Consider the following 21,628-nt stretch of genomic DNA (forward strand, 5'->3'; position numbering starts at 1 on the left):
TGCCGTGACCCACTATGACGTTGTCGTTCTTGGAGCCGGACCCGGCGGATACGTTGCGGCCATCCGCGCCGCGCAGCTGGGGCTGAATACCGCGATCGTGGAACCGAAGTACTGGGGCGGAGTCTGCCTCAACGTCGGCTGCATCCCGTCGAAGGCGCTGCTGCGCAACGCCGAACTCGCGCACATCTTCAACAAGGAAGCCAAGACCTTCGGGATCAGCGGCGAGGTGACCTTCGACTACGGTGCCGCCTTCGACCGCAGCCGCAAGGTCGCCGAGGGTCGGGTTGCCGGTGTGCACTTCCTCATGAAGAAGAACAAGATCACCGAGATCCACGGCTACGGCACATTTACCGACGCACACACCCTCTCCGTCGACCTCAACGAGGGCGGCACCGAGACCGTCACGTTCGACAACGTCATCATCGCCACCGGCAGCAGCACCCGGCTGGTCCCCGGCACCTCGCTGTCGGCGAACGTGGTCACCTACGAGGAACTGATCATGACCCGCGAGCTGCCCGAGTCGATCATCATCGCCGGCGCCGGCGCCATCGGCATCGAGTTCGCCTACGTGATGAAGAACTACGGCGTCGACGTGACCATCGTCGAGTTCCTGCCGCGCGCGCTGCCCAACGAAGACGCCGACGTGTCCAAAGAGATCGAAAAGCAATACAAGAAACTCGGCGTCAAGATTCTCACCGGCACCAAGGTCGAGTCGATCAACGACGACGGGTCGACGGTCACCGTGACGGTCAGCAAGGACGGCAAGACCGAGGAACTCAAGGCCGCAAAGGTGTTGCAGGCCATCGGCTTCGCTCCCAATGTCGAGGGCTTCGGCCTGGACAAGGTCGGTGTCGCGCTGACCGACCGCAAGGCGATCGGTGTCACCGACTACATGCGCACCAACGTCGACCACGTCTACGCGATCGGCGATGTCACCGGCCTGCTGCAGCTGGCGCACGTCGCCGAGGCGCAGGGCGTGGTGGCGGCCGAAACCATCGGCGGCGACGAGACCATGCCGCTCGGCGACATCCGGATGTTGCCGCGCGCGACCTTCTGTCAGCCGAACGTGGCGAGCTTCGGCCTCACCGAGCAGCAGGCCCGCGACGAGGGTTACGACGTCGTGGTCGCCAAATTCCCGTTCACTGCGAACGCCAAAGCCCATGGTGTGGGCGACGCCAGCGGCTTCGTGAAGCTGGTCGCCGATGCGAAACATCTCGAGCTGCTCGGCGGACATCTCGTCGGCCACGACGTCTCGGAGCTGCTGCCGGAGCTGACTCTGGCGCAGAAGTGGGACCTGACCGCAGTTGAGTTGGCGCGCAACGTCCATACGCACCCGACCATGTCCGAGGCGCTGCAGGAGTGCTTCCACGGCCTGACCGGGCACATGATCAACTTCTGACACCGACTGCCTGGGGGCCGACGTGACGAGGATGAAAGCGGTGCGAGCCGAATCGGTGTGGGCCGCGGTCGGCGGCGTGCTCGTCGGCTACGTGCTATGGCTGATCGCCATTTCGGTGGGCGACTTTTTCACTACGGCGGGGCTGTGGGGGCCGATCATTTTGGCTCTCTCGGCGGTCTTGGCGTTGGTCGCGACCCTATGGGGACGACGGGTGCGCGGACGCGGGAATCGCGCTGTGGCGGCCTTCGCGCTCGCGCTGCCGGTGCTGCCGGTGCTGCTGTCGCTGCTTGTGGTGGCCGACAGTTACTTGTGATCGCCCGGATGGTCTAGCGGGATCTCCAAGGCTGACATCGTGGCGGCTAGAGCATCGTATTGCCCTGCCAGCAGACAGAATTCGATGATCTGCTTGCGGTCGAGATGCTGGCTGAGCTGCTGCCAGACGGCGTCGCTGATCGATCGGTGCAACACGAATTCGTCGGTCGCGCTGAGCAGCACCCGTTGCCGTTCCGTCAACGTGGTGTCGTGCGCTGATTCGGGCCAGGCGAAGATCAGTTCCTGCGTGCGGTCGTCTAGGCCGCGACGGCGTCCGATCCAGCGGTGGTGTTGCAGTTCGTATTCCGACTTGCGCAGATGAGCGACCCGCAGGATGACCAGTTCGGTGTCGACCTGCGGTAGGCGGCCGCGCAATAGCCGAGCGCCGTAGACGGCCCAGGCCCAGAACAGGAATCGACGCTGACCGAGCGTGGTGAACAGGTGCATCTCCGGAGCGTTCACCGTGCGGGCGCCGAGCTTTGCGAGCACCCAGTTGACGGGTCCGAGCTCGCGGAAACGACCGGACGGGATACGGGGATTCTGGGCCGTCATGCCTGCTTCACCAGGTAAGGCGACACCGTGCTGCGGTGCTCGTCGAGGTCGAGGGCGCGACCCAGCGCGGGGAACGCCCGCTGCGGGCAGGTGTCGCGTTCGCAGACCCGGCAACCCGCGCCGATCGGAGTGGCCAACAAGGCGGGGTCGCCGGACAAGTCGAGTCCTTCCGAGTAGACGAGCCGGTGGGCGTGCCGGAGTTCGCAGCCCAGCCCGATCGCGAAGGTTTTACCCGGCTGACCATATCGCGATGCGCGGCGCTCGATGGTGCGGGCCACCCACATGTAACTGCGTCCATCCGGCATCTGCGCAATCTGCACCAGGATCTTGCCGGGATTGGCGAAGGTCTCGTAGACGTTCCACAGCGGGCAGGTTCCGCCCGCGGACGAGAAGTGAAACCCTGTGGCGGACTGGCGTTTTGACATGTTGCCAGCCCGGTCGACGCGGACGAAAGACAGTGGCACGCCGCGCATCGACGGCCGCTGCAGGGTGGACAGCCGGTGGGCGATGGTCTCGTAGCTCACCGCGTAGAACGCCGACAGCCGCTCGACGTCGTAGCGGAAATTCTCCGCGATCTCGTGGAACTGCCGATACGGCAGCACCGTCGCGGCGGCGAAGTAATTGGCCAGCCCGAGCCGGGCCAGCGTGCGCGACTCGTCGCTGGTGAAACTGCCCTCGTCGACCAGGCGGTCGATCAGCTCGCCGTGCTCCAGGTAGGCCAGCTCGGCGGCGAGTTTGAACGCGTACTGACCCGACGGCAAATGGCCGCCGATTTCCAGCGTGTTGGTTTTCGGGTCGAAGCGATGAAGGACGTTGTCGCCCAAATCAATCCGCTTGATGCGAACATCGTGCACCGATGTCAGCCGGTCGGACAGGTCGCGGACCAGGTCGGCGCGGTGCATGCGCATTCGTACGGTGAGTTCCTCGGCGGCGGTGTCGAGTTCGTGCAGGTAATTCTGCCGTTCGTAGAAGTAGTCACGCACCTCTTCGTGCGGCATGGTGATCGAGCCGCTGCCGCTGCCGTCGGAGAACCGGTCCTCGGTGGCGGCCGCGAGTTGCGTCGTGGTGAGCCGGTATCGCCGGTGCAGATTGACCAAAGCGCGCGCCAGCGTCGGGTGCGAATTCACCACGTCGGCAAGCTCGGATTGATCCACCTCGACACCGAGGTCGTGGTCCAGAGTGACTTCGCGCAGTTCGGCAAGCAGCCGAGTGTCGTCCTGCGAGGCGAAGAACGTCGCATCGACGCCGAAGACCTCGGTGATGCGCAGCAGCACGGCGACCGTCAACGGCCGGACGTCGTGCTCGATCTGGTTGAGGTAGCTGGGGGAGATGTCGAGCATCTGCGCGAGTGCGGCCTGACTGAACCCGCGCTCGCCGCGTAGCTGCCGGACTCGCGAGCCAACGAATGTCTTGGCCATTCAGCCAGCGTACCGCGTTGCGAAGGCACGGTTAGCAACATTTGCAGAGCGACTGAGGATTGGCTGGAAGGGCAGGTCTTTTGGCATTATGCGCTCGAAGGCCAGGGTGCCTTGCAGGGCTGGGAGTGGAGCCGTGAGCTTGGACAAAGTGATGATGCCGGTGCCCGACGGGCATCCCGACGTCTTCGACCGGGAGTGGCCGCTACGTGTCGGCGACATCGACCGACACGGCCGGCTTCGCTTCGACGCCGCTGCCCGTCACATTCAGGACATCGGCCAGGATCAGCTACGGGAGATGGGGTTCGAAGAGACCCACCCGCTGTGGATCGTGCGCCGCACCATCATCGACCTGATTCGTCCCGTCGAGTTCGGCGACATGCTGCGGATGCGCCGCTGGTGTTCGGGAACCTCTAATCGCTGGTGCGAGATGAGGGTGCGGATCGACGGGCGCAAGGGCGGGCTCATGGAATCCGAGGCGTTCTGGATCAACATCAACCGCGACACACAGATGCCGTCGCGCATCTCCGACGACTTCCTCGACGGTTTGCGCAAGACGACCGATGTCAACCGGTTGCGCTGGAAGGGCCACCTGAAACCGGGCAGCCGCGACGACGCCACAGCGGTACACGACTTTCCGGTTCGCGTGACCGATATCGACCTGTTCGACCACATGAACAACTCCGTCTACTGGAGCGTGGTCGAGGACTATCTCTGGTCGTTTCCCGAACTGCTCGCGGCGCCGCTGCGGGTGGCCATCGAGCACGACGCGCCGGTGGCCCTGGGCGACAAGCTCGAGATCATCTCGCACGTCCACCCGGCGGGTTCCACCGACCGGTTCGGCGAGAACCTCGCGAACCGCACTGTTAGAACGCTCACATATGCGGTCGGCGACGAGGTGAAAGCGCTCGCCGCGATCTTCCCGCTTTAACCGTACGAGCGTTATGCAAACCGCCGGGCTGACCTGCGAATTTAAGTTACCAACGGGTAACAGCTGAACCGGTTCAGTTGCGAAGGATCTTCGCAATCTTTGCAAAAAGCGGCTGACCCCTAGCCAAAGTTGGCATCAAAATAGGTGGACCTGGGCTGCTGACCTGTGCCATCTTCGTGTTAGCAAGTCAGCAATGGCGCTGGGGTCCTTAGCAAGCATGGAAATCTCGGGTCCTCAGGTCAGTAACTTTTGAGGAGAGCGCTATGTCGAGCGTTGGCCAGCCGAAGAGCCCCGAAGAGATCCAGAAGGACTGGGACACCAACCCCCGCTGGAAGGGCATCACCCGTACCTACACCCCCGCCGACGTCGTGGCCCTGCAGGGCTCGGTTGTCGAGGAGGCCACCCTGGCCCGCCGCGGTGCCGAGGTGCTGTGGCGCCAGCTGCACGACCTGGAGTTCGTCAACGCGCTGGGTGCGCTGACCGGAAACATGGCCGTCCAGCAGGTTCGCGCCGGCCTGAAGGCCATCTACCTGTCCGGGTGGCAGGTCGCCGGTGACGCCAACCTGTCCGGCCACACCTACCCCGACCAGAGCCTGTACCCGGCCAACTCTGTGCCGCAGGTGGTCCGCCGGATCAACAACGCGCTGCTGCGCGCCGACGAGATCGCCAAGGTCGAGGGCGACACTTCGGTCGAGAACTGGCTGGCCCCGATCGTCGCCGACGGTGAGGCCGGATTCGGTGGTGCGCTCAACGTCTACGAGCTGCAGAAGGCCATGATCGCCGCCGGTGTCGCCGGTTCGCACTGGGAAGACCAGCTCGCGTCCGAGAAGAAGTGTGGCCACCTGGGTGGCAAGGTGCTGATCCCGACCCAGCAGCACATCCGCACCCTGACCTCAGCCCGCCTCGCGGCTGACGTCGCCGACGTGCCGACCGTCGTCATCGCCCGTACCGATGCCGAGGCCGCCACCCTCATCACTTCCGACGTCGACGAGCGCGACCGCCCGTTCATCACCGGCGAGCGCACCGCCGAGGGCTTCTACCGGGTGAAGAACGGCCTCGAGCCCTGCATCGCCCGCGCCAAGGCCTACGCGCCGTACTCCGACCTGATCTGGATGGAGACCGGTACTCCGGACCTCGACCTGGCGCGCCGCTTCGCCGAGGGCGTCAAGAGCGAGTTCCCGGACCAGATGCTGGCCTACAACTGCTCGCCGTCGTTCAACTGGCGCAAGCACCTGGACGACTCGACCATCTCGCGGTTCCAGAAGGAACTCGGCGCGATGGGCTTCAAGTTCCAGTTCATCACGCTGGCCGGCTTCCACGCCCTGAACTACTCGATGTTCGATCTGGCTTACGGCTACGCCCGCAACCAGATGAGCGCCTACGTCGAGCTGCAGGAGCGCGAGTTCGCTGCGGAGGAGCGCGGCTACACCGCGACCAAGCACCAGCGCGAGGTCGGCGCCGGCTACTTCGACCGGATCGCCACCACGGTGGACCCGACCTCGTCGACGACCGCTCTGGCCGGCTCCACCGAAGAGGGTCAGTTCCACTGACGATGCGCGGCCTTAGGGCCGCGAGGAGGAAGTGGAACCGAGAACGGTAGCCACTGACGATGCGCGGCCTTGGGGCCGCGAGGAGGAAGTGGAACCGACATGGTCAGCCACTGAGCCCAAGGCCCCGTGGCGAACAGACGCAAAATCGCATAAATGCGGCCGCGATCGCGCGAGTTCGCGTCTGCTCGCGCATGGGAAGTTCCACTAAGCCCAAGCCGTAGCCACAAGCATCCGGCTTGACAGCGCAGGCCCCGCCCGGAAACCCTGGGCGGGGCCTGCCGCATATCGAGAGGACAACCTGGACGTGAGCAATGCGATTGAGCGCGTAGGCGTTATCGGCGCTGGACAGATGGGCGCCGGCATCGCCGAGGTGTCGGCGAAGGCCGGCGCCGACGTGGTGGTCTACGAGCCGACTGAAGAACTCGCCGCCGCGGGCAAGGGGCGCATCGAGGCGTCCCTGGAGCGGGCTGTCGGCAAGGGCAAGCTGTCCGCCGACGACCGCGACGCGACTTGCAAAAGGCTGCGCTACACCAGCACGCTGTCCGACCTCGCGGACCGTCAGCTGACCATCGAGGCGATCGTCGAGAACGAGGCCGTCAAGGCCAAGCTTTTCGCCGAGCTCGACGAGATCGTCACCGATCCCACGGCCGTCCTCGCGTCCAACACGTCGAGCATCCCGATCATGAAAATCGCTGCGGCGACCAAGAATCCGGGTCGTGTGCTCGGCCTGCACTTCTTCAACCCGGTGCCCGTGCTGCCGCTGGTCGAGTTGATCAACACGTTGGTCACCAACGACGAGGCGGTGCAACGCGTCGAGCACTTCGCCGGCGAGGTGCTCGGCAAGAAGGTGGTGCGCTGCGGCGACCGTTCCGGCTTCATCGTCAACGCGCTGTTGGTGCCCTACCTGTTGTCGGCCATCCGGATGGTCGAGTCGGGCGTCGCGTCGATCGAAGACGTCGACACCGCGGTCGTCGCGGGCCTGTCGCACCCGATGGGTCCGTTGCGGCTGTCCGACCTGATCGGCCTGGACACCATGAAGTTGATCGCCGACGCGATGTACGACGAACTCAAGGATGCGCACTACGCGCCCCCACCGCTGTTGCAGCGCATGGTCGAAGCCGGCCAACTGGGCAAGAAATCCGGCAAGGGCTTTTACTCGTACTGAATGAGCGGTATGCCATATGCCGCAGAACGCGGTATTGTCGTGACCACTCGGGCCGGGTCAACTCGATAGGTCAATAGCATGTCCAAGCTAAAGCCGTATTATGAAGAGTCGCAGGCGATCTACGACATCTCCGATGAATTCTTTGCGCTTTTTCTTGATCCCACGATGACCTATACCTGCGCATACTTCGACCGCGACGATATGACGCTGGAAGAAGCGCAGATGGCCAAACTGGATCTCGCGCTGGACAAGCTGAAGCTCGAACCCGGCATGACGGTGTTGGATGTCGGCTGTGGGTGGGGAGCGGCACTGGTCCGGGCCCTGCAACGCTATGACGTCAACGTCATCGGTATCACGCTCAGCCGCAATCATGCGGCGTACAGCCAGGCTAAGCTGGACGCCATCCCGACGACTCGCCGGGCCGAGGCGCGGTTGCAGGGTTGGGAAGAGTTCGACGAACCGGTCGACCGCATCATGTCGTTCGAGGCTTTCGACGCTTTCAAGAAGGAACGCTATCTGGCCTTCTTCGAACGTGCACACGAGATAATGCCGGCTGATGGCCGGATGCTGCTGCACAGCATATTCACCCACCCCTGGACGTATTGGAGCGAACACGGCGTCAAGGTCACGATGACCGACCTGAAGTTCATGCGCTTCATACAGAAAGAGATTTTCCCGGGCGGTCAAATGCCGTCCCAGGAAGACATATTGGAATTCTCGCAACAAGCCGGTTTCAGCTGCGAGAAAATCGATCGGCTGCGGCCGCATTACGCGCGCACACTCGACACATGGGCCGCCAATCTCCAAGCGAATCGGGAGCGCGCGATCCAGGTGCAGTCCGAGGAGGCCTACGACCGCTTCATGCGCTACTTGACGGGCTGTGCCGACTTCTTCCGCCGAGGTATCACCGACGTCGCGCAATACACCCTGGTCAAGTGACGCCGCGAGCAGTTACGCGGCTGGTTTCTCCATGGTGAATTGACACACGTTGGTGAAGCCGTCGCGAAACAGCTCCCGGCAGCCGGTCAGGTACTTGACGAAGGTGTTGTACTCGTCTTCCCCTTTCAGCTGGATGGCTTCGTCTTTGTGGGCTTCGAGCGCCTTGGCCCAAGTGTCGAGGGTGCGCACGTAGTTCTCGCCGATCATGTGATGGCGGGTGATCTCGAATCCAGCCGCGGTTGCGTACTCGTCGACCACCGAGACCATCGGTAGCCGGCCGCCGGGATAGATCTCCTTGCGGATGAAACTGATGAAGCGCATCAGCGACATGGTCCGCTTCAGGCCCATCTCCTCGGCCTCCTGTTCGGAAGGCACCACGATCGAGTGCAGCAGCATCACACCGTCGTCGGGCAAAACGTTGTAGCACATCTTGAAAAAGTCGGCGTAGCGCTCGTAGGTGCCGACGCCGTCGGCGAAATGCTCGAACGCCCCGATCGACACGATGCGGTCGACGGGTTCGTCGAATTCTTCCCATCCGTGCAGCCGCACGTCTTTGGTGCGGGGAGAGTCCATTTCGGCGAACTTCTGCTTGTTGTGGGCGAACTGGTTCTCGCTCAGCGTCAACCCGATCACGTTCACGTCGTACTTCTCGACGGCGCGACGCATCGTCGAGCCCCAGCCACAACCGATGTCCAACAACGTCATTCCCGGTTGCAGACCCAGTTTGCCCAACGATAGATCGACCTTCGCCATTTGCGCCTCTTGCAGCGTCATGTCGTCGCGTTCGAAATACGCGCAGCTGTAGGTCATCGTTGGGTCAAGCCACAGCTTGAAGAATTCGTTCGAGCGATCGTAATGCGATTGAATGTTGCCGACATTCGGTTGCAGCGCAACGCCGTCGGCTTCGCCTCCTGGAGCCACCATCGTGACGATATACCCGGCCGCGTGACGCCACAATCCCAATTGCGAAGCGTCCCTCCGGGGGCGAATCCGGAGGCCACCTCGCGATCGCGCCAGGTTTAGGCTTTCGTCACAATGGGGAATGGCCGCGAGTAGTGGCAATCAGCGCTGTTAACTTGAGCGAAGGACTGATGTGCAGCGATGGCGGAGTTGTCTACGGGAAACGGTCTTCCGGACGTAGTAGTCACGGGCGTCGCGATGACGACGCCGTTGGCCACCGACGCAGACGAAACCTGGCGGCGATTGCTTGCCTGCGAGAGCGGTATTCGCAAGCTGGATGACGAGTTCGTCGAAAGGTTCGACCTACCGGTTCGGATCGGCGGCCATCTACTCGAGGACTTCGACCAGTACCTCACCCGGATCGAGCTGCGCCGGTTTCTATACCTGCAGAAGATCTCGACGCAGGTCGCGCGGCGCCTGTGGGACAGCATCGGTTCGCCGGAGGTCGACACCAGTCGCCTGATGGTCTCCATCGGAACCGGGATGGGCTCCACGCAAGAGTTCATCGAGGTCAGTGACGACTTTCAAAAGCGGGGTATGAAGGCGATCTCGCCTGTCGGCGTCCAAAAGGCCATGCCCAATGCGGCCGCGGCGGCCGTCGGTTTGGAGCGCGGCGCCAAGGCCGGCATCCTCACGCCGGTGGCCTCGTGCGCCTCGGGTGCCGAGGCGATCGCGCTGGCCTGGCGCAATCTCGTGTTCGGTGAGGCCGACATGGCGATCTGCGGCGGCGTCGAAACCAAAATCGAAGCGGTACCGATCGCGTCTTTCTGCAATCAGGGTCTGCTGTCGACCAACAACGACGATCCGGCCGGCGCCTGTCGGCCGTTCGACAAGGACCGCGACGGTTTCGTGTTCGGCGAAGCGGGAGCGCTGATGACCCTCGAGACCGAGGAGCATGCAAAAGCCCGCGGCGCCAACATCATTGGGCGGGTAATGGGCGCCGGCATCACATCGGACGGCTACCAGGCCGTGCTTGCCGACCCGACCGGCGAGCAGGCCGGCCGCGCCATCGCACGCGCGATCCAACTCGCCGGACTCGGCCCGGCAGACATCGATCACGTCGACGCGCACGCCAACGGGACGGTCGAAGGCGACCTCGCCGAGGCAAAGGCGATCCGGCGGATCATGGGGACCCACCAGCCCGCCGTCTACGCGCCGAAGGCCGCGCTGGGGCATTCATTCGGCGCGGTCGGCGCAGTGGAAGCGATCCTGACCGTCCTGGCGCTGCGCGACGGCGTGATACCGGCGACGCTCAACCTGAACGAACTCGACCCGCAGATCGATCTCGACGTCGTAGCCGGTGAGCCGCGACGCGGCGACTACCAGTACGCGGTCAGCAACTCGTTCGCGTTCGGCGGCTACAACGTCGCACTCGCCTTCGGGCGATACTGAGCGCGCATTAGACTTGCGCCAACAGTTAGGCTGATTCCCCGCAAGGGGGCGGTAACCTCGGCCCATGTGTCGAACAACCGGCACGGCCGCCCAGAATTTCATTCCGATTGTCAGGACAAACGGTGTCAGATACCTCAAGCCCTACGCCTACGGCCCAGTCCAAATGGTTGTCCAAGTCGGCCTCGCAGACCCGCGGCTCGGACAAAAAGGAAGTCCAGTTCCACTACGACATCTCCAATGACTTCTTCCGGTTGTGGCAGGACCCGTCGCAGACCTACAGCTGTGCCTACTTCGAAAAGGACGACTACACCCTCGAGCAAGCGCAGCTGGCCAAGGTCGATCTGTCGCTCGGCAAGCTCGGTCTCAAGCCCGGAATGACGCTGCTGGACATCGGCTGCGGGTGGGGTTCGACGATTCAGCGCGCGGTCGAGAAGTACGACGTCAACGTCATCGGTTTGACGCTCTCGGAGAATCAGAAGCAGCACATCGAACAGAACCGTTTCCCGAACATCGACACCACACGCAGCATGGAAGTGCGTCTGCAGCCGTGGGAAGACTTCGATGAGCCGGTCGACCGCGTCGTGTCAATCGGCGCATTCGAGCATTTCGGCTTCAACAAATACGACGACTATTTCAAGAAGACGTTCAACTTGATGCCCGACGACGGCGTAATGCTGTTGCACACCATCATCATTCCGAGCGATGAAGAGATCAAAGAGCGTCAACTGCCTTTGACGATGTCGAAGGTGCGCTTCATCAAATTCATCATGGACGAGATCTACCCCGGCGGCCGCCTCCCGCTGGCCGCCCAGGTCGAAGACGCTGCGGTCAACGCCGGCTATTCGGTGACGCTCAAGCAGAAACTGCGCCCGCACTACGCGCGCACCCTGGACACCTGGGCCAGCAACCTGGAGTCGAAGAAGGACGAGGCCATCGCGATCACCTCCGAGGAGATCTACGAGCGCTTCTACAAATACCTGACCGGTTGCGCCGACTTGTTCCGTGACGGCTATACCGACGTCTGCCAATTCACCTGCGAGAAGTCCGCCGCGTAGCCGATTCGGCGAACGTGCGCAATGCTTTGAGCTGACAACAGGATTCGAACGTGAAAGGCGCATCGCAGATGACGGACATCGGGTCGGAGGACTCGTCGAATTTGCGGCCGGCCTACGAGGACGTCCAAGCCCACTACGACACCTCCAACGAGTTCTTCGGCCTCTTCCAGGACCCGACGCGGACGTATAGCTGCGCGTACTACGAACGCGACGACATGTCGCTGGAAGAGGCGCAGATCGCCAAGCTTGATCTCTCCCTTGCCAAGCTCGACTTGCGGCCCGGGATGACTCTGCTCGACGTCGGTTGTGGCTGGGGCGCGATGATGAAGCGGGCCGTCGAGCAGTACGACGTCAACGTCGTGGGCCTCACGTTGAGCAAAAATCAGCATGCGTTGGGACAACAGATTCTCGACGGGGTGGACAGCGATCGATCGCGGCGGGTGCTGCTGCGTGGCTGGGAAGAGTTCGACGAGCCGGTTGACCGGATCGTCAGCATCGAGGCTTTCGAGGCGTTCCCGAAGTCGCGCTACAAGGCTTTTTTCGACCTCTGCTACCGCATCATGCCCGACGACGGGCGGATGGTGTTGCAGACGATCATGGGGCACCCGCTCAAGCGCTGGCCGGAGATGGGCATTCCGATCACGATGTCCGACCTGCGGTTCATGCGCTTCATCGCGGCCGAGATCTTCCCGGGTGGCGCGGTGCCATGCGACGAGGACGTCTTCGAGTACTCCGCCAACGCCGGTTTCAAGGTCGAGCGGCTGCAGAAAATGACCCCGCACTACGTGCGGACCCTCGACACCTGGACCACCAAGCTGGAAGCCGCACGGGACGAAGCCATCGCGGCCACCTCCGAAGAGGTCTACGACCGCTACATGCGCTACCTCATCGGGTGTTCGGACTTCTTCCAGCGCAACGTCTCTGAGGTCGGCCAATTCACTCTGGTGAAGAGCTAACGACCTAGTCCGGGCACTAACGCCCCGATCGCCAGACCGGCCACCAGCAACGCGCCCGCCTGACGGACGTGCACCCAGGCCAACGCCGCGTACCACAATGGCCACACCGGGAAGTCGGGCGGCGGCTGGTCGGGCGGTGGGCGCCGGAAGTACGGCCACACCTTGATCAGCCGGGGTAGCGCCAGCCCCACGAGCAGTGCCGGCCACGGCATCGCCTTCGCCAGTACCGCGGCGACCACCAGCACATAGAACCCGACCATCATCGCGAGCGTTACTGCGCGGGCCCGTCTTCCGCCGAGGAGCACCGGCAGCGTGTTGATGCCCAGCGGTTGGTCGTAAGGGATCTTGTCGATGTGCTTGCCCATCAGCACGGTCGTGCAGAGCAGCCCGTAGGGCAGTGACGCCAGCAGCACCGGCCAGCCCACGTGCCCGACCGCGGAATAGTATGTGCCGCAGACCATCATCGGTCCCCAGACCACCAGCACGTCGGGCTCCCCGAGGCCGCGTTTCTTCAACCGCAACGGCGGTGCGGTGTAGGCAAAGCTCAGCACGAACCCGGTCAGTGCGAACGCCACTACGGGCCAGCCGCGTGCCCACGTCAACACGATGAGGATGGCCAGGTCGGCCAGGTTCACCAGGCCGATCGCAACGAGCAGCGTGCGCCGGCTGACCAGCCCGGAAAGCACCGGGTGCGGGGCGTAGAGCGCCCGCGGATAGGTCGCGCTGTCCAAACCCGTCTCGGTGTCGTAGAGATCGTTCATCAGGTTGTTGGCGGTGTGCGCCAACAGGATTCCCGCGATTGCGAGAGTCAGCCAGCGCCAATCCCACCCGGGCTGGCCCACCGCCAGCAGCGCGGCGACGAGGCCCGCGAACAGCGTCATCGGCAATACCGCCGCGCGGGTGACGACCAGCCAGCGGGTGACGCGATCGACCGGGCCGTCCGGCGGTGGATTGGTGGTACGCAGAGCGTAGGCCCAGGAGCTGAAACGCGAACGCGTCGTTGCGGTCATTTCCGCAACGTAGTCCGCTACATGCTCGACGACGGCAGAATCGGCGAGGGATGAGGTTGGTCGCGGAACTTCGCCAGCGAGCCGCCGACTTCGACGATGCCGCACAGCGCGCTCCAGCTCAGCATCGCCAGGTAGTCGATCAACTCGTCGGAGCTCATGCGCGGGTCCAGCAGCCACGAGTGCGTGGCCAGCTGCACGCCGCCGACGATGTGGTACGCCCACGGTTCGACGCCACCGAGGTCCATGCCCGCCGCGCGCATCCGCCGGCGCAGCATCACCGCGAGCATCCGGGCGATGATCCGCTCGGAATCGGCGACGACCTTACTTTTGCCGGCCGAGTTGTTGGCCATCACGAAGCGGTACGGCTCGGGCTCGGAAGCCACCGTGTCCACGTAGACGTGGATGATCTCGCGGGTCAGGTCGAAGCCGTCGAGGTTCGACGACAAGGCCTTGGTCATGTTGGGGATCAGCGTGGTCTGGGTGAACCGCATCATCACCGCGGTGGTCAGGTCGTTTTTGTCGACGAAGTACCGATAGAGCACGGTCTTGGAGACGCCGATCTCGCCGGCGATCTCGTCCATGCTGACGTACTGGCCACGACGCCGGATCGCCTCGATCGTTCCGTCGATCAACTCGTTGCGCCGTTCCACCTTGTGTTGGTGCCACCGCCGCTTCCGGCCATCGGTTTTTACCGTCCCGGCCGGGATTTGCTTTGCCACTATGCCGGTTCCTATCCCGTCGTTCTATTGCATAGTAATGCTTAACTCTGACGATTTCCTGTCTGGACCTCCGAGAACGGGGCAATGTCGCGTAGCCGGTAACAGTTACCGACCGAGAATTGGAGTGCATCGTCACCGAACAGCGACGTGGATCGGGAATGATGGTGGAGTGGCAGTCGAACTGAACGGGAGGCCCGCACCGGGACCCCGGCACCGAGCCGACGCGCAACGTCCGTCGCGCGCAGCAGGTGCGCCGCTGCCGCCGGGCGACCCGGCCAAGCCGGCGTCGTTCGCCGAGTCTTTCGCCGGCGCCGACCCGCAGGCCGACGCGGAGCGCCAACGGGCACTACGCCGAATGAAGGCCGTGGCCCTGAGCTTCCTCGTCGGCGCCACCGCCGTATTCCTCGGCTGCCGGTGGGCACAGGCGAGTGGCATGACCGCAGTATGGATCGGCTACCTCGGAGCCGCGGGCGAAGCCGGGATGGTCGGCGCACTCGCGGACTGGTTTGCTGTCACAGCGTTGTTCAAGCATCCGCTCGGCGTCCCGATCCCACACACCGCGATCATCAAGCGCAAGAAAGACCAGCTCGGCGAGGGCCTGGGCACCTTCGTGCGAGAGAACTTTCTGTCGCCGGAAGTCGTCAGCACCAAGATTCGCGACGCGCAGGTTCCCAGCCGGCTGGGCAAGTGGCTCTCGGACCAGTCGCACGCCGAGCGGGTTGCCGCCGAATCGGCGACGGTGCTCAGGGTGCTGGTGGAACTGCTGCGCGACGACGACGTCCAGCAAGTGATCGACCGGATGATCGTGCGGCGCATCGCCGAGCCACAGTGGGGGCCGCCGGTGGGGCGGGTGCTGTCCACTCTGCTGGCCGAGAACCGGCAGGAAGCCTTGATCCAATTGCTGGCCGATCGCGCCTTCCAGTGGTCGCTGAATGCCGGCGAGGTGATCCAGCGGGTCATCGAGCGCGACTCACCGACCTGGTCACCGCGGTTCATCGACCAGCTCGTCGGCGACCGCATCCACCGCGAGCTGATGGACTTCACCGACAAGGTCCGGCGCAATCCGGAGCACGAGCTGCGCCGCTCGGCGACCAGGTTCCTGTTCGAGTTCGCCGACGACCTACAGCACGACGACGCCACGATCGCTCGCGCCGAGGCTGTGAAGGATCAGCTGATGTCGCGCGACGAGGTCACCAACGCCGCCGGCACGGCGTGGAAAACGCTCAAGCGTCTGGTGCTCGAAGGCGTCGACGACCCATCGAGCGCGTTGCGTACCCGCATCGCTGACGCGGTGGTCGGGATCGGAGAATCGCTACGCGATGACGCGGAATTGCGCGACAAAGTCGATAACTGGATCGTGCGCGGGGCCGAGCATTTGGTGGCTCAATACGGGGTCGAGATCACAGCGATTATTACCGACACCATCGAACGGTGGGATGCGGAAGAAGCGAGTCGGCGGATCGAATTACATGTTGGCCGTGACCTGCAGTTCATCCGAATTAACGGCACCGTCGTGGGCTCGCTGGCAGGGCTGATTATCTACGCGATAGCCCAGCTTTTGTTCTGAACCTGCTTGCAAAAGTTCTTCGGTCCGCTAACAGTGCTTGCAAAAGTTAGCACCTGTTAGCTACGGTGGGCGCGTTCGCACCGACCGAGCCGATGCAAGGACTGGAGGAAGCGTCAATGCCGCAGGAGGAAAACCTCGCTGCAGTGGTGACAACCGCTGCCTCGGACATCGGCAGCTTCATCAAAGCGCAGCGTGAAGCCGCCCAGGTATCAGTGCGACAGCTGGCCGAAAAAGCCGGCGTGAGCAATCCGTATCTCAGCCAGATCGAGCGTGGATTGCGCAAACCTTCGGCCGGCGTGCTCAACCAACTCGCCAAAGCGCTGCGTGTCTCCGCCGAGGTGCTCTACGTCCAGGCCGGAATGCTCGAACCCGGTCCGAGGAGCGAAGTACGCGACGCCATCGTTGCCGACGCGACAATCACCGAAGGGCAGAAGCAGGTCCTGCTGGACATCTACACGTCCTTCGTGCAGCAAAACGACGCTGCGCGGGAGGAGACCACCTCTGCCTAAACCCGGACACCAACGGAAACCATTGACGCACAAGAAGAATGACGAAAGGAGCCACCATGGCTGACAACAACCCGTCGATCGACGACCTGAAGGCCCCGCTGCTTGCCGCGCTCGGCGCCGCCGACTTGGCCCTGGCCACTGTCAACGACCTGCTTGCCGAGCTGCGCGAGCGGGCCGAGGAGACCCGCACCGACACCCGCAGCCGGGTCGAGGAGAGCCGCGCACGCCTGACCAAGCTGCAGGAGGAACTGCCCGAGCAGCTGCGCGACCTGCGCGACCGCTTCACCGCTGAGGAGCTGCGCAGCGCCGCCGAGGGCTACGTCGAGGCCGCGACCTCGCGCTACAACGAGCTGGTCGAACGCGGCGAGGCCGCCCTGGAGCGCCTGCGCAGCCAGTCCGGTCTGGACGAAGCCTCGGCGAACGCCCAGGGCTACGTCGACCAGGCTGTCGAGTTGACTCAGGAGGCGCTGGGCACCGTCGCGTCGCAGACCCGCGCGGTCGGCGAGCGTGCCGCCAAGCTGGTCGGCATCGAGCTGCCCAAGAAGGCCGACGAAGCCGCCAAGAAGGCCCAGAAGGCGGTCGCGAAGAAGGCGCCCGCCAAGGCACCGGCCAAGAAGGTGCCTGCCAAGAAGGCTCCGGCCAAGAAGGCTCCCGCCAAGAAGGTCACCCAGAAGTAATTTCGCTTCACCACTCGACTCCGAGTCGCCCGCCTGGGTGGCTCGGAGTCGACGTTTCCGGCGACACCCGCTTACGCTTAGTGGGTGGACTTGGTGAATATCGTCGTCTTCTACCTACAGATCGGCGTCATGCTGATGACGCTCTACGCGTTCGTGCACGCGGCGATGCAGCGACCCGACGCCTACACGGCCGCCGACAAGCTCACCAAGCCGGTATGGCTGCTGATTTTGGGTCTGGCCATCCCGCTCGCCTGGATCCTCAACGTTATGGGAGCGGTGGCCGCCGCCTGTGCCGCCGGTGTCTACTGGGTCGACGTGCGGCCCAAACTTCTTGAGATTCAAGGCAAGTCGCGATAGCGGTATGCGAGCCTGCATCTTCGCGATGACGCTGATCGGCCCGCTGTGCGCGGCCCCGCCGGTGTCCGCGGCGCCGGATCCCGTGAGCGCGCAGGTCGATAGACCGCCGTTCGTCGACCACATCTCCTGGGTGCAGTGGCGCAGCGGAAGCCAGCTGTCCAGCCTGCGCGTGTACCCGACGGCGAGCGGGCGTGCGGCCGCCAAACAGCTCGGATCATCGAGCCCGGAGGCCGGCGAGGCCTGGGCCGAAGTGGTGGCGTTGGCGCCGCAGGCCGATACCGCCGGGATGCGCGACCAGTTCCGCTGCCACTGGGATTTCGCCGAGAACGTCCAGCCCGGCAAGACGAGTTGGAACCTCGAGCCCTGGCGACCGGTCGTCGACGACGCGACGATGGTCACTACCGGTTGCAATCCCGGTGGTCCGCAGGAGCCGTTCTGATGGCGTGGAGCCGCGAGCAAGTCGCAGCGCTCGTCGACCACACTCTGCTCAAGCCCGAGGCGACAGCCGCTGATGTCGTCGCGGTGGCGGAAGAGGCTGCCGCACTGGGCGCTTACGCCGTCTGCGTCTCGCCGTCGATGGTGCCGAACGCGATCGCGGGTGGTCTTCCGGTCGCCGCAGTGGTCGGCTTTCCGTCTGGCAAGCACATGCCCGAGATCAAAGCTGGGGAGGCGACGCTGGCGGTGACATTCGGCGCCGCCGAAATCGACATGGTGATCGACCTCGGCGCGGCCGTCGCCGGAGACATCGACGCCGTGCGTTCGGAGATCGCCGCGGTGCGCGCCGCGATCCCGACCGCGGTGCTCAAGGTCATCGTCGAGTCGGCGGCACTGTTGGCCCTCACTGATGACAAGACCCTCGTCGAGGTCTGCCGCGCCGCGGAGGACGCGGGCGCCGACTTCGTCAAGACCTCAACGGGTTTCCATCCCGCCGGTGGAGCGTCGGTGGAGGCCGTCACGCTGATGGCCGACGCTGTCGGTGGGCGCTTAGGGGTCAAGGCCAGCGGCGGCATCCGCAGCGCGGAGGCGGCAGTGGCGATGCTCGACGCCGGGGCTACCCGCCTCGGGCTGTCCGGCACCCGCGCCGTGCTCGACGCGCTCGACTAGATTGCCGGGGTCCGTCTCGTCGCAGCTACGCGCTCTGCATCGTCGCCGGGCGGGCTAGAGGTCGGCCAGGCAGGGGTCCTGGCTACCACCGGACGGGATCGTCGCGTTGCTACTGGAGAAGGCCGCCTCGACCCCGCTGTCGGTGACCTTGATGCTGTCGGCGTGCAGACCTAGCGGATAGTTCCTGGTGGCCTTGGCCATCAGGTCGTCGATGTATTTCTGCGCGGTATCCGTCGAGATGGTCTTGCCGAACGCGGACACACTCACCACCTGCAGCGACAGGCCGTTGTTGACGATCTGCGGCTTGAGCGTGGCGCTGTTGAGCATGCCTTTGAGGTTGATTGTCCCGTCGGCGGTGTTGGTGGTCACCCCACTCGTGACGAAGGCCCCCAGCACCGGCACAGCGTTTTGAATCGACTGTTTGATGCCGTCGTTCGACCAGTCGACCGTGCCGTTGATCGATCCGATGGTGCCTTGGGAGTTGGCGGTGTTGTTCAACTTGATGTCGCGGACGTCGAATTTGACCGTCATGCCCTTGGCGCTGCGAACCTGGTTGCCGGCCGTCTGCACGGAGATGTCGCTGTAGTCCTTGGTGAGGTATTGCCACAGCACCGGCGGGGCCGGGGAGAACGACACCTTGGCGCTGTCCTGGACCTCGCACTGCACCGCGTTGGCGACCTTGGTGCTGGCGACATGACGCGCGTACAACTCGCCGCCGATCGCAGTCGCGACCACCACCAGCGCGGCGATCAACAGGATCAACAGCAGTGACGTGCGGTTGGCGAACACGCGGCGTCCACCCTCGCGCTTCGGTTCGCCGATCGACGGGGGAGGGGTCGGTATCGAGATCCGGGTTGTGAGGTTCTCATGTGCCGGTGGCGGCGGCCCGGGTTGCTGCGCCCGCGCGTTGGGCGGCAGACCCGGCTGTACCGGCGGTGGGCCGGGCTGGTGTGGCGGCTCGACTTGATGCGGCGGACGATTCGTCGGCGGAGCCGGCTGCTGAGGCGGGCGGCCCGGTGGCCGTCCCGGTTGCTGCGGTCGCGGCAGGTCGCGCGCGGAAGGCTGCTGGGCGCGGCCCGGCTGCGGGATGTTGCGGGTCGGCGACTCCGACGGTGGCGGCGGTACGCGGCGCGGCGGGAAGCCGCGGTTGGGCGGCCCCGACGGACGGCCGCGCTGCGGGTCGTTGCTCGGGGGGACCGGTGGATTAGACATGGGCGAAACAGGGGTCGCTGCCGCCGGCGGGGATCGAGGCGTTGTGGGTGGAAAAGTGTGCCACCACACCATCGTTGGTGACCTGCACGCTGTCGGCCTTGATACCCAACGGGTACTGCTTGAGTAGCGCCGCGGTGAAGGTGTTCAGCGCCGTCTGCGCGGTCTCGTGCGGGACGAGGACGCCGAGCGCGTTCACCCTCGACACCTGCAGTGCGAGCTGACCGTCGGTGACCTGCGGCTTGACGGTGACGCCACCGAGGCCCATCGCACCGGTGAGCTCAATGGTGCCGGCGCTGGGATCGGTGGAAACGCTGTTTACCAGGCCGCCAATGAACGGCAGCGAGTTCTGGATCGTCTCCTGGATGCCCTCCGACGTCCAGGTGATGTTGGCGTCGAGCTTGCCGATGGTGCCCTTGGAGTCGGCATTGCCGTGCAAGTCGACATCGTCGATTTCGATGTCGGCCTTCATCCCCTTGGCATCGCGGATGTTGTGTCCGGCGGTGTGGATGGTGATGTCCTTGTAGTGACCCATCACGTGTTGCAAGAGAAACGGGCTTGGCCCAAAGGAGGCGGTGGCGCCGTCCTGGATGACGCACTGGGTGGCCGAGGCGACGACGCTGTCGGCCCGGTGTCGGGCATACAACTCCCCGCCGACCAGGCCGGCGATGGCCAGGGCTGCGACGATCACCAGCACCAGCACGATCGACACCGGATCGCCGCCGACCCGGAAGCGACGCTTGGCCGTGCCGGGCTCGGCGGGGTCCTGCGGCGACTGGTCGAACGTCGTGGTCGCCGGGTACTCCTGCACCGGCGGCGAGTACGACGGCGTGGTCGGCGGCTGATAGGAGTATTCGGCCTGCGGTCCCGGATGGGTGGGCGAATTCTGTTCCCCCGGACGCGACCATGGCGAGGACGGGTCCTGGTGTGGGGGCCCCTGCGGATTCGTCACCCGCGCGATTCTGCCTTATCACCATGAGCGACAGCTGTGGAGTTGCGCAGCACGGCGATCGTCTCGCGGGCCTTGGTGACCTGCTCGGGCTCCAGGTCGGCGATCAGCAGTTGTGGATCACCGTCGGCTGAGGCCACCACCTTGCCGAACGGCGACACCACCAGGCTGCCGCCCACACCGGTCGGCGCGCTGGAGGCCAGCGGCTCGCCCGGGTCCGCCTGCCCGGCCGCGGCGATGTAGCTGGTGGAGTCCAGCGCACGGGCCCGGGCCAGCAACGTCCACTGGTCGAGCTTGCCGGGTCCAGCCGCCCACGAGGCGCTGACCACGATCAGCTGGGCGCCGCGGCCGGCCAGCGTGGTGAACAACTGGGGAAAGCGGAGGTCGTAGCACGTGGTCAGGCCCACGCCGACCCCGTCAACCGTGATGGTCACCGGCTCGCTGCCGGGCGCGACCGTCGTCGACTCGGTGAACCCGAACGCGTCGTAGAGGTGGATCTTGTCGTAGTGGGCCTCGACGTCCGGCCCGGTGGCCAGCAGCGTGTTGTGCACCCGCCCGTCGTCGGCGGGGGTGAACATGCCGACGACTGCGGTGATGCGGGCGTCGGCGGCGATCCGGCGGACGCCGTCGGCCCACGGTCCGTCGACTGGTTCCGCGATCGGGGCCAGCGGGACCCCGAAGCGGCACATCGTCGCCTCCGGGAAGACCACCAGCGAGGCGCCGGCTTCGGCGGCCCGCGCGGCGTAGTCGCGCACGACCACGAGGTTGGCGGCCGGGTCGGTGCCACTGAGGATCTGCGCCACCGCGATTCGCATGAATGCCAGCCTAAAGGTTGGCGAGCGTCGAGTTGCTGCGTGAAACCGCGGCCGATTTGCCCGACAGGTCGACGTTCGACGAGGCC

At 64.6% G+C, this 21,628-nt stretch carries 23 protein-coding genes; 15 read left to right on the forward strand and 8 right to left on the reverse strand.

Features of this window, described 5'->3' with window-relative positions; genetic code table 11:
* Positions 1-4: 4 nt before the first annotated feature.
* Both lpdA and MKK62_RS13180 read left to right on the forward strand, forming a co-directional pair.
* Positions 5-1,399 (forward strand): dihydrolipoyl dehydrogenase, encoded by a 1,395-nt coding sequence (lpdA, locus tag MKK62_RS13175; protein ID WP_240260667.1) that lies wholly within the window; start codon positions 5-7, stop codon positions 1,397-1,399.
* 31 nt (positions 1,400-1,430) lie between these two features.
* The gene (locus tag MKK62_RS13180; protein ID WP_240260666.1) at positions 1,431-1,712 is read left to right on the forward strand and encodes a hypothetical protein; all 282 of its coding nucleotides are present in this window, start codon (positions 1,431-1,433) and stop codon (positions 1,710-1,712) included.
* Here MKK62_RS13180 and MKK62_RS13185 read toward each other — a convergent pair.
* The gene (locus MKK62_RS13185; RefSeq protein WP_240260665.1) at positions 1,703-2,263 is read right to left on the reverse strand and encodes a carboxymuconolactone decarboxylase family protein; all 561 of its coding nucleotides are present in this window, start codon (positions 2,261-2,263) and stop codon (positions 1,703-1,705) included. The genes MKK62_RS13180 and MKK62_RS13185 overlap by 10 nt on opposite strands.
* Positions 2,260-3,681 (reverse strand): acetate metabolism transcriptional regulator RamB, encoded by a 1,422-nt coding sequence (gene ramB / locus MKK62_RS13190; RefSeq protein WP_240260664.1) that lies wholly within the window; start codon positions 3,679-3,681, stop codon positions 2,260-2,262. The genes MKK62_RS13185 and ramB overlap by 4 nt, the downstream gene beginning before the upstream one ends.
* 133 nt (positions 3,682-3,814) lie before the next feature.
* Between ramB and MKK62_RS13195 the strand changes: the two genes are divergently transcribed.
* The 4 genes from MKK62_RS13195 (at position 3,815) to MKK62_RS13210 (ending at position 8,263) form a co-directional block, all read left to right on the forward strand.
* Entirely contained in the window at positions 3,815-4,609 is a 795-nt protein-coding gene (locus MKK62_RS13195; protein ID WP_240260663.1) for an acyl-[acyl-carrier-protein] thioesterase, read from the forward strand.
* Between the two features lie 263 nt (positions 4,610-4,872).
* The gene (aceA, locus tag MKK62_RS13200; RefSeq protein WP_240260662.1) at positions 4,873-6,159 is read left to right on the forward strand and encodes an isocitrate lyase; all 1,287 of its coding nucleotides are present in this window, start codon (positions 4,873-4,875) and stop codon (positions 6,157-6,159) included.
* 349 nt (positions 6,160-6,508) lie between these two features.
* Positions 6,509-7,324, forward strand: a complete 816-nt coding sequence (locus tag MKK62_RS13205) for a 3-hydroxybutyryl-CoA dehydrogenase (protein ID WP_286670902.1) — start codon at positions 6,509-6,511, stop codon at positions 7,322-7,324.
* 78 nt (positions 7,325-7,402) lie between these two features.
* Positions 7,403-8,263, forward strand: coding sequence for a cyclopropane mycolic acid synthase family methyltransferase (locus tag MKK62_RS13210; RefSeq protein ID WP_240260660.1), 861 nt, complete (start codon positions 7,403-7,405; stop codon positions 8,261-8,263).
* A gap of 12 nt (positions 8,264-8,275) precedes the next feature.
* Here MKK62_RS13210 and MKK62_RS13215 read toward each other — a convergent pair whose 3' ends face one another.
* Positions 8,276-9,187 carry a cyclopropane mycolic acid synthase family methyltransferase gene (locus MKK62_RS13215; protein ID WP_240260659.1) on the reverse strand — a complete coding sequence of 304 codons (912 nt, stop codon included), beginning with the start codon at positions 9,185-9,187 and terminating at the stop codon, positions 8,276-8,278.
* Between the two features lie 177 nt (positions 9,188-9,364).
* On the opposite strand from MKK62_RS13215, the gene MKK62_RS13220 reads away from it, so the two are divergent.
* From MKK62_RS13220 to MKK62_RS13230, 3 genes are all read left to right on the forward strand, one after another.
* Positions 9,365-10,615, forward strand: coding sequence for a KasA/KasB family beta-ketoacyl-ACP synthase (locus MKK62_RS13220; protein WP_240260658.1), 1,251 nt, complete (start codon positions 9,365-9,367; stop codon positions 10,613-10,615).
* A gap of 122 nt (positions 10,616-10,737) precedes the next feature.
* Entirely contained in the window at positions 10,738-11,670 is a 933-nt protein-coding gene (locus MKK62_RS13225) for a cyclopropane mycolic acid synthase family methyltransferase (RefSeq protein WP_286670858.1), read from the forward strand.
* A 68-nt stretch (positions 11,671-11,738) separates the two neighbouring features.
* Complete coding sequence (locus tag MKK62_RS13230) at positions 11,739-12,626, forward strand: cyclopropane mycolic acid synthase family methyltransferase (protein ID WP_240260657.1); 888 nt, start codon at positions 11,739-11,741, stop codon at positions 12,624-12,626.
* Here the strand turns inward: MKK62_RS13230 and MKK62_RS13235 are convergent.
* Both MKK62_RS13235 and MKK62_RS13240 read right to left on the reverse strand, forming a co-directional pair.
* Positions 12,623-13,636: a prenyltransferase gene (locus MKK62_RS13235; protein ID WP_240260656.1), complete on the reverse strand. Its 1,014-nt coding sequence runs from the start codon at positions 13,634-13,636 to the stop codon at positions 12,623-12,625. The two genes, MKK62_RS13230 and MKK62_RS13235, sit on opposite strands and share 4 nt — an antisense overlap.
* Positions 13,637-13,653: 17 nt before the next feature.
* On the reverse strand, positions 13,654-14,355 hold the full coding sequence (locus MKK62_RS13240) for a TetR/AcrR family transcriptional regulator (protein WP_240260655.1): 702 nt from the start codon (positions 14,353-14,355) through the stop codon (positions 13,654-13,656).
* A gap of 256 nt (positions 14,356-14,611) precedes the next feature.
* On the opposite strand from MKK62_RS13240, the gene MKK62_RS13245 reads away from it, so the two are divergent.
* From MKK62_RS13245 to deoC, 6 genes are all read left to right on the forward strand, one after another.
* Positions 14,612-15,922 (forward strand): DUF445 domain-containing protein, encoded by a 1,311-nt coding sequence (locus MKK62_RS13245; RefSeq protein WP_240264165.1) that lies wholly within the window; start codon positions 14,612-14,614, stop codon positions 15,920-15,922.
* 116 nt (positions 15,923-16,038) lie between these two features.
* Complete coding sequence (locus tag MKK62_RS13250) at positions 16,039-16,431, forward strand: helix-turn-helix domain-containing protein (protein WP_240260654.1); 393 nt, start codon at positions 16,039-16,041, stop codon at positions 16,429-16,431.
* 56 nt (positions 16,432-16,487) lie between these two features.
* Positions 16,488-17,108 (forward strand): heparin-binding hemagglutinin, encoded by a 621-nt coding sequence (locus MKK62_RS13255; RefSeq protein ID WP_240260652.1) that lies wholly within the window; start codon positions 16,488-16,490, stop codon positions 17,106-17,108.
* Between the two features lie 129 nt (positions 17,109-17,237).
* Entirely contained in the window at positions 17,238-17,465 is a 228-nt protein-coding gene (locus tag MKK62_RS13260; RefSeq protein WP_240264164.1) for a DUF2516 family protein, read from the forward strand.
* Between the two features lie 4 nt (positions 17,466-17,469).
* Positions 17,470-17,904: a DUF2599 domain-containing protein gene (locus MKK62_RS13265; protein WP_240260650.1), complete on the forward strand. Its 435-nt coding sequence runs from the start codon at positions 17,470-17,472 to the stop codon at positions 17,902-17,904.
* The gene (gene deoC, locus MKK62_RS13270; protein ID WP_240260648.1) at positions 17,904-18,569 is read left to right on the forward strand and encodes a deoxyribose-phosphate aldolase; all 666 of its coding nucleotides are present in this window, start codon (positions 17,904-17,906) and stop codon (positions 18,567-18,569) included. Before MKK62_RS13265 ends, deoC begins: the two co-directional genes overlap by 1 nt.
* 54 nt (positions 18,570-18,623) lie before the next feature.
* On the opposite strand, the gene MKK62_RS13275 is transcribed toward deoC, so the two are convergent.
* Genes MKK62_RS13275 through MKK62_RS13285 form a run of 3 tightly spaced genes read right to left on the reverse strand, consistent with a single transcriptional unit; the run spans position 18,624 to position 21,542 of the window.
* Complete coding sequence (locus tag MKK62_RS13275; RefSeq protein WP_240260646.1) at positions 18,624-19,781, reverse strand: LmeA family phospholipid-binding protein; 1,158 nt, start codon at positions 19,779-19,781, stop codon at positions 18,624-18,626.
* Positions 19,774-20,730: an LmeA family phospholipid-binding protein gene (locus MKK62_RS13280; RefSeq protein WP_240260644.1), complete on the reverse strand. Its 957-nt coding sequence runs from the start codon at positions 20,728-20,730 to the stop codon at positions 19,774-19,776. The genes MKK62_RS13275 and MKK62_RS13280 overlap by 8 nt, the downstream gene beginning before the upstream one ends.
* A complete protein-coding gene (locus tag MKK62_RS13285; RefSeq protein ID WP_240260642.1) occupies positions 20,727-21,542 on the reverse strand; it encodes a carbon-nitrogen hydrolase family protein in 816 nt (271 codons plus the stop codon). The genes MKK62_RS13280 and MKK62_RS13285 overlap by 4 nt, the downstream gene beginning before the upstream one ends.
* Positions 21,543-21,628 lie beyond the last annotated feature (86 nt).

The sequence above is a fragment of the Mycobacterium paraterrae genome, from assembly GCF_022430545.2.
Lineage (GTDB): Bacteria > Actinomycetota > Actinomycetes > Mycobacteriales > Mycobacteriaceae > Mycobacterium > Mycobacterium paraterrae.

What these genes read in the sequence shown, in the direction of transcription:
- MKK62_RS13275 (WP_240260646.1), bottom strand. Translation starts at nt 19,781, where the DNA reads ATGTCTAATCCACCGGTCCCCCCGAGCAACGACCCGCAGCGCGGCCGT.
- MKK62_RS13180 (WP_240260666.1), top strand. Translation starts at nt 1,431, where the DNA reads ATGAAAGCGGTGCGAGCCGAATCGGTGTGGGCCGCGGTCGGCGGCGTG.
- MKK62_RS13220 (WP_240260658.1), top strand. Translation starts at nt 9,365, where the DNA reads ATGGCGGAGTTGTCTACGGGAAACGGTCTTCCGGACGTAGTAGTCACG.
- MKK62_RS13265 (WP_240260650.1), top strand. Translation starts at nt 17,470, where the DNA reads ATGCGAGCCTGCATCTTCGCGATGACGCTGATCGGCCCGCTGTGCGCG.
- MKK62_RS13255 (WP_240260652.1), top strand. Translation starts at nt 16,488, where the DNA reads ATGGCTGACAACAACCCGTCGATCGACGACCTGAAGGCCCCGCTGCTT.
- MKK62_RS13285 (WP_240260642.1), bottom strand. Translation starts at nt 21,542, where the DNA reads ATGCGAATCGCGGTGGCGCAGATCCTCAGTGGCACCGACCCGGCCGCC.
- ramB (WP_240260664.1), bottom strand. Translation starts at nt 3,681, where the DNA reads ATGGCCAAGACATTCGTTGGCTCGCGAGTCCGGCAGCTACGCGGCGAG.
- deoC (WP_240260648.1), top strand. Translation starts at nt 17,904, where the DNA reads ATGGCGTGGAGCCGCGAGCAAGTCGCAGCGCTCGTCGACCACACTCTG.
- MKK62_RS13210 (WP_240260660.1), top strand. Translation starts at nt 7,403, where the DNA reads ATGTCCAAGCTAAAGCCGTATTATGAAGAGTCGCAGGCGATCTACGAC.
- MKK62_RS13215 (WP_240260659.1), bottom strand. Translation starts at nt 9,187, where the DNA reads ATGGTGGCTCCAGGAGGCGAAGCCGACGGCGTTGCGCTGCAACCGAAT.
- MKK62_RS13185 (WP_240260665.1), bottom strand. Translation starts at nt 2,263, where the DNA reads ATGACGGCCCAGAATCCCCGTATCCCGTCCGGTCGTTTCCGCGAGCTC.
- MKK62_RS13250 (WP_240260654.1), top strand. Translation starts at nt 16,039, where the DNA reads ATGCCGCAGGAGGAAAACCTCGCTGCAGTGGTGACAACCGCTGCCTCG.
- MKK62_RS13205 (WP_286670902.1), top strand. Translation starts at nt 6,509, where the DNA reads ATGGGCGCCGGCATCGCCGAGGTGTCGGCGAAGGCCGGCGCCGACGTG.
- MKK62_RS13260 (WP_240264164.1), top strand. Translation starts at nt 17,238, where the DNA reads ATGCTGATGACGCTCTACGCGTTCGTGCACGCGGCGATGCAGCGACCC.
- MKK62_RS13230 (WP_240260657.1), top strand. Translation starts at nt 11,739, where the DNA reads ATGACGGACATCGGGTCGGAGGACTCGTCGAATTTGCGGCCGGCCTAC.
- MKK62_RS13235 (WP_240260656.1), bottom strand. Translation starts at nt 13,636, where the DNA reads ATGACCGCAACGACGCGTTCGCGTTTCAGCTCCTGGGCCTACGCTCTG.
- aceA (WP_240260662.1), top strand. Translation starts at nt 4,873, where the DNA reads ATGTCGAGCGTTGGCCAGCCGAAGAGCCCCGAAGAGATCCAGAAGGAC.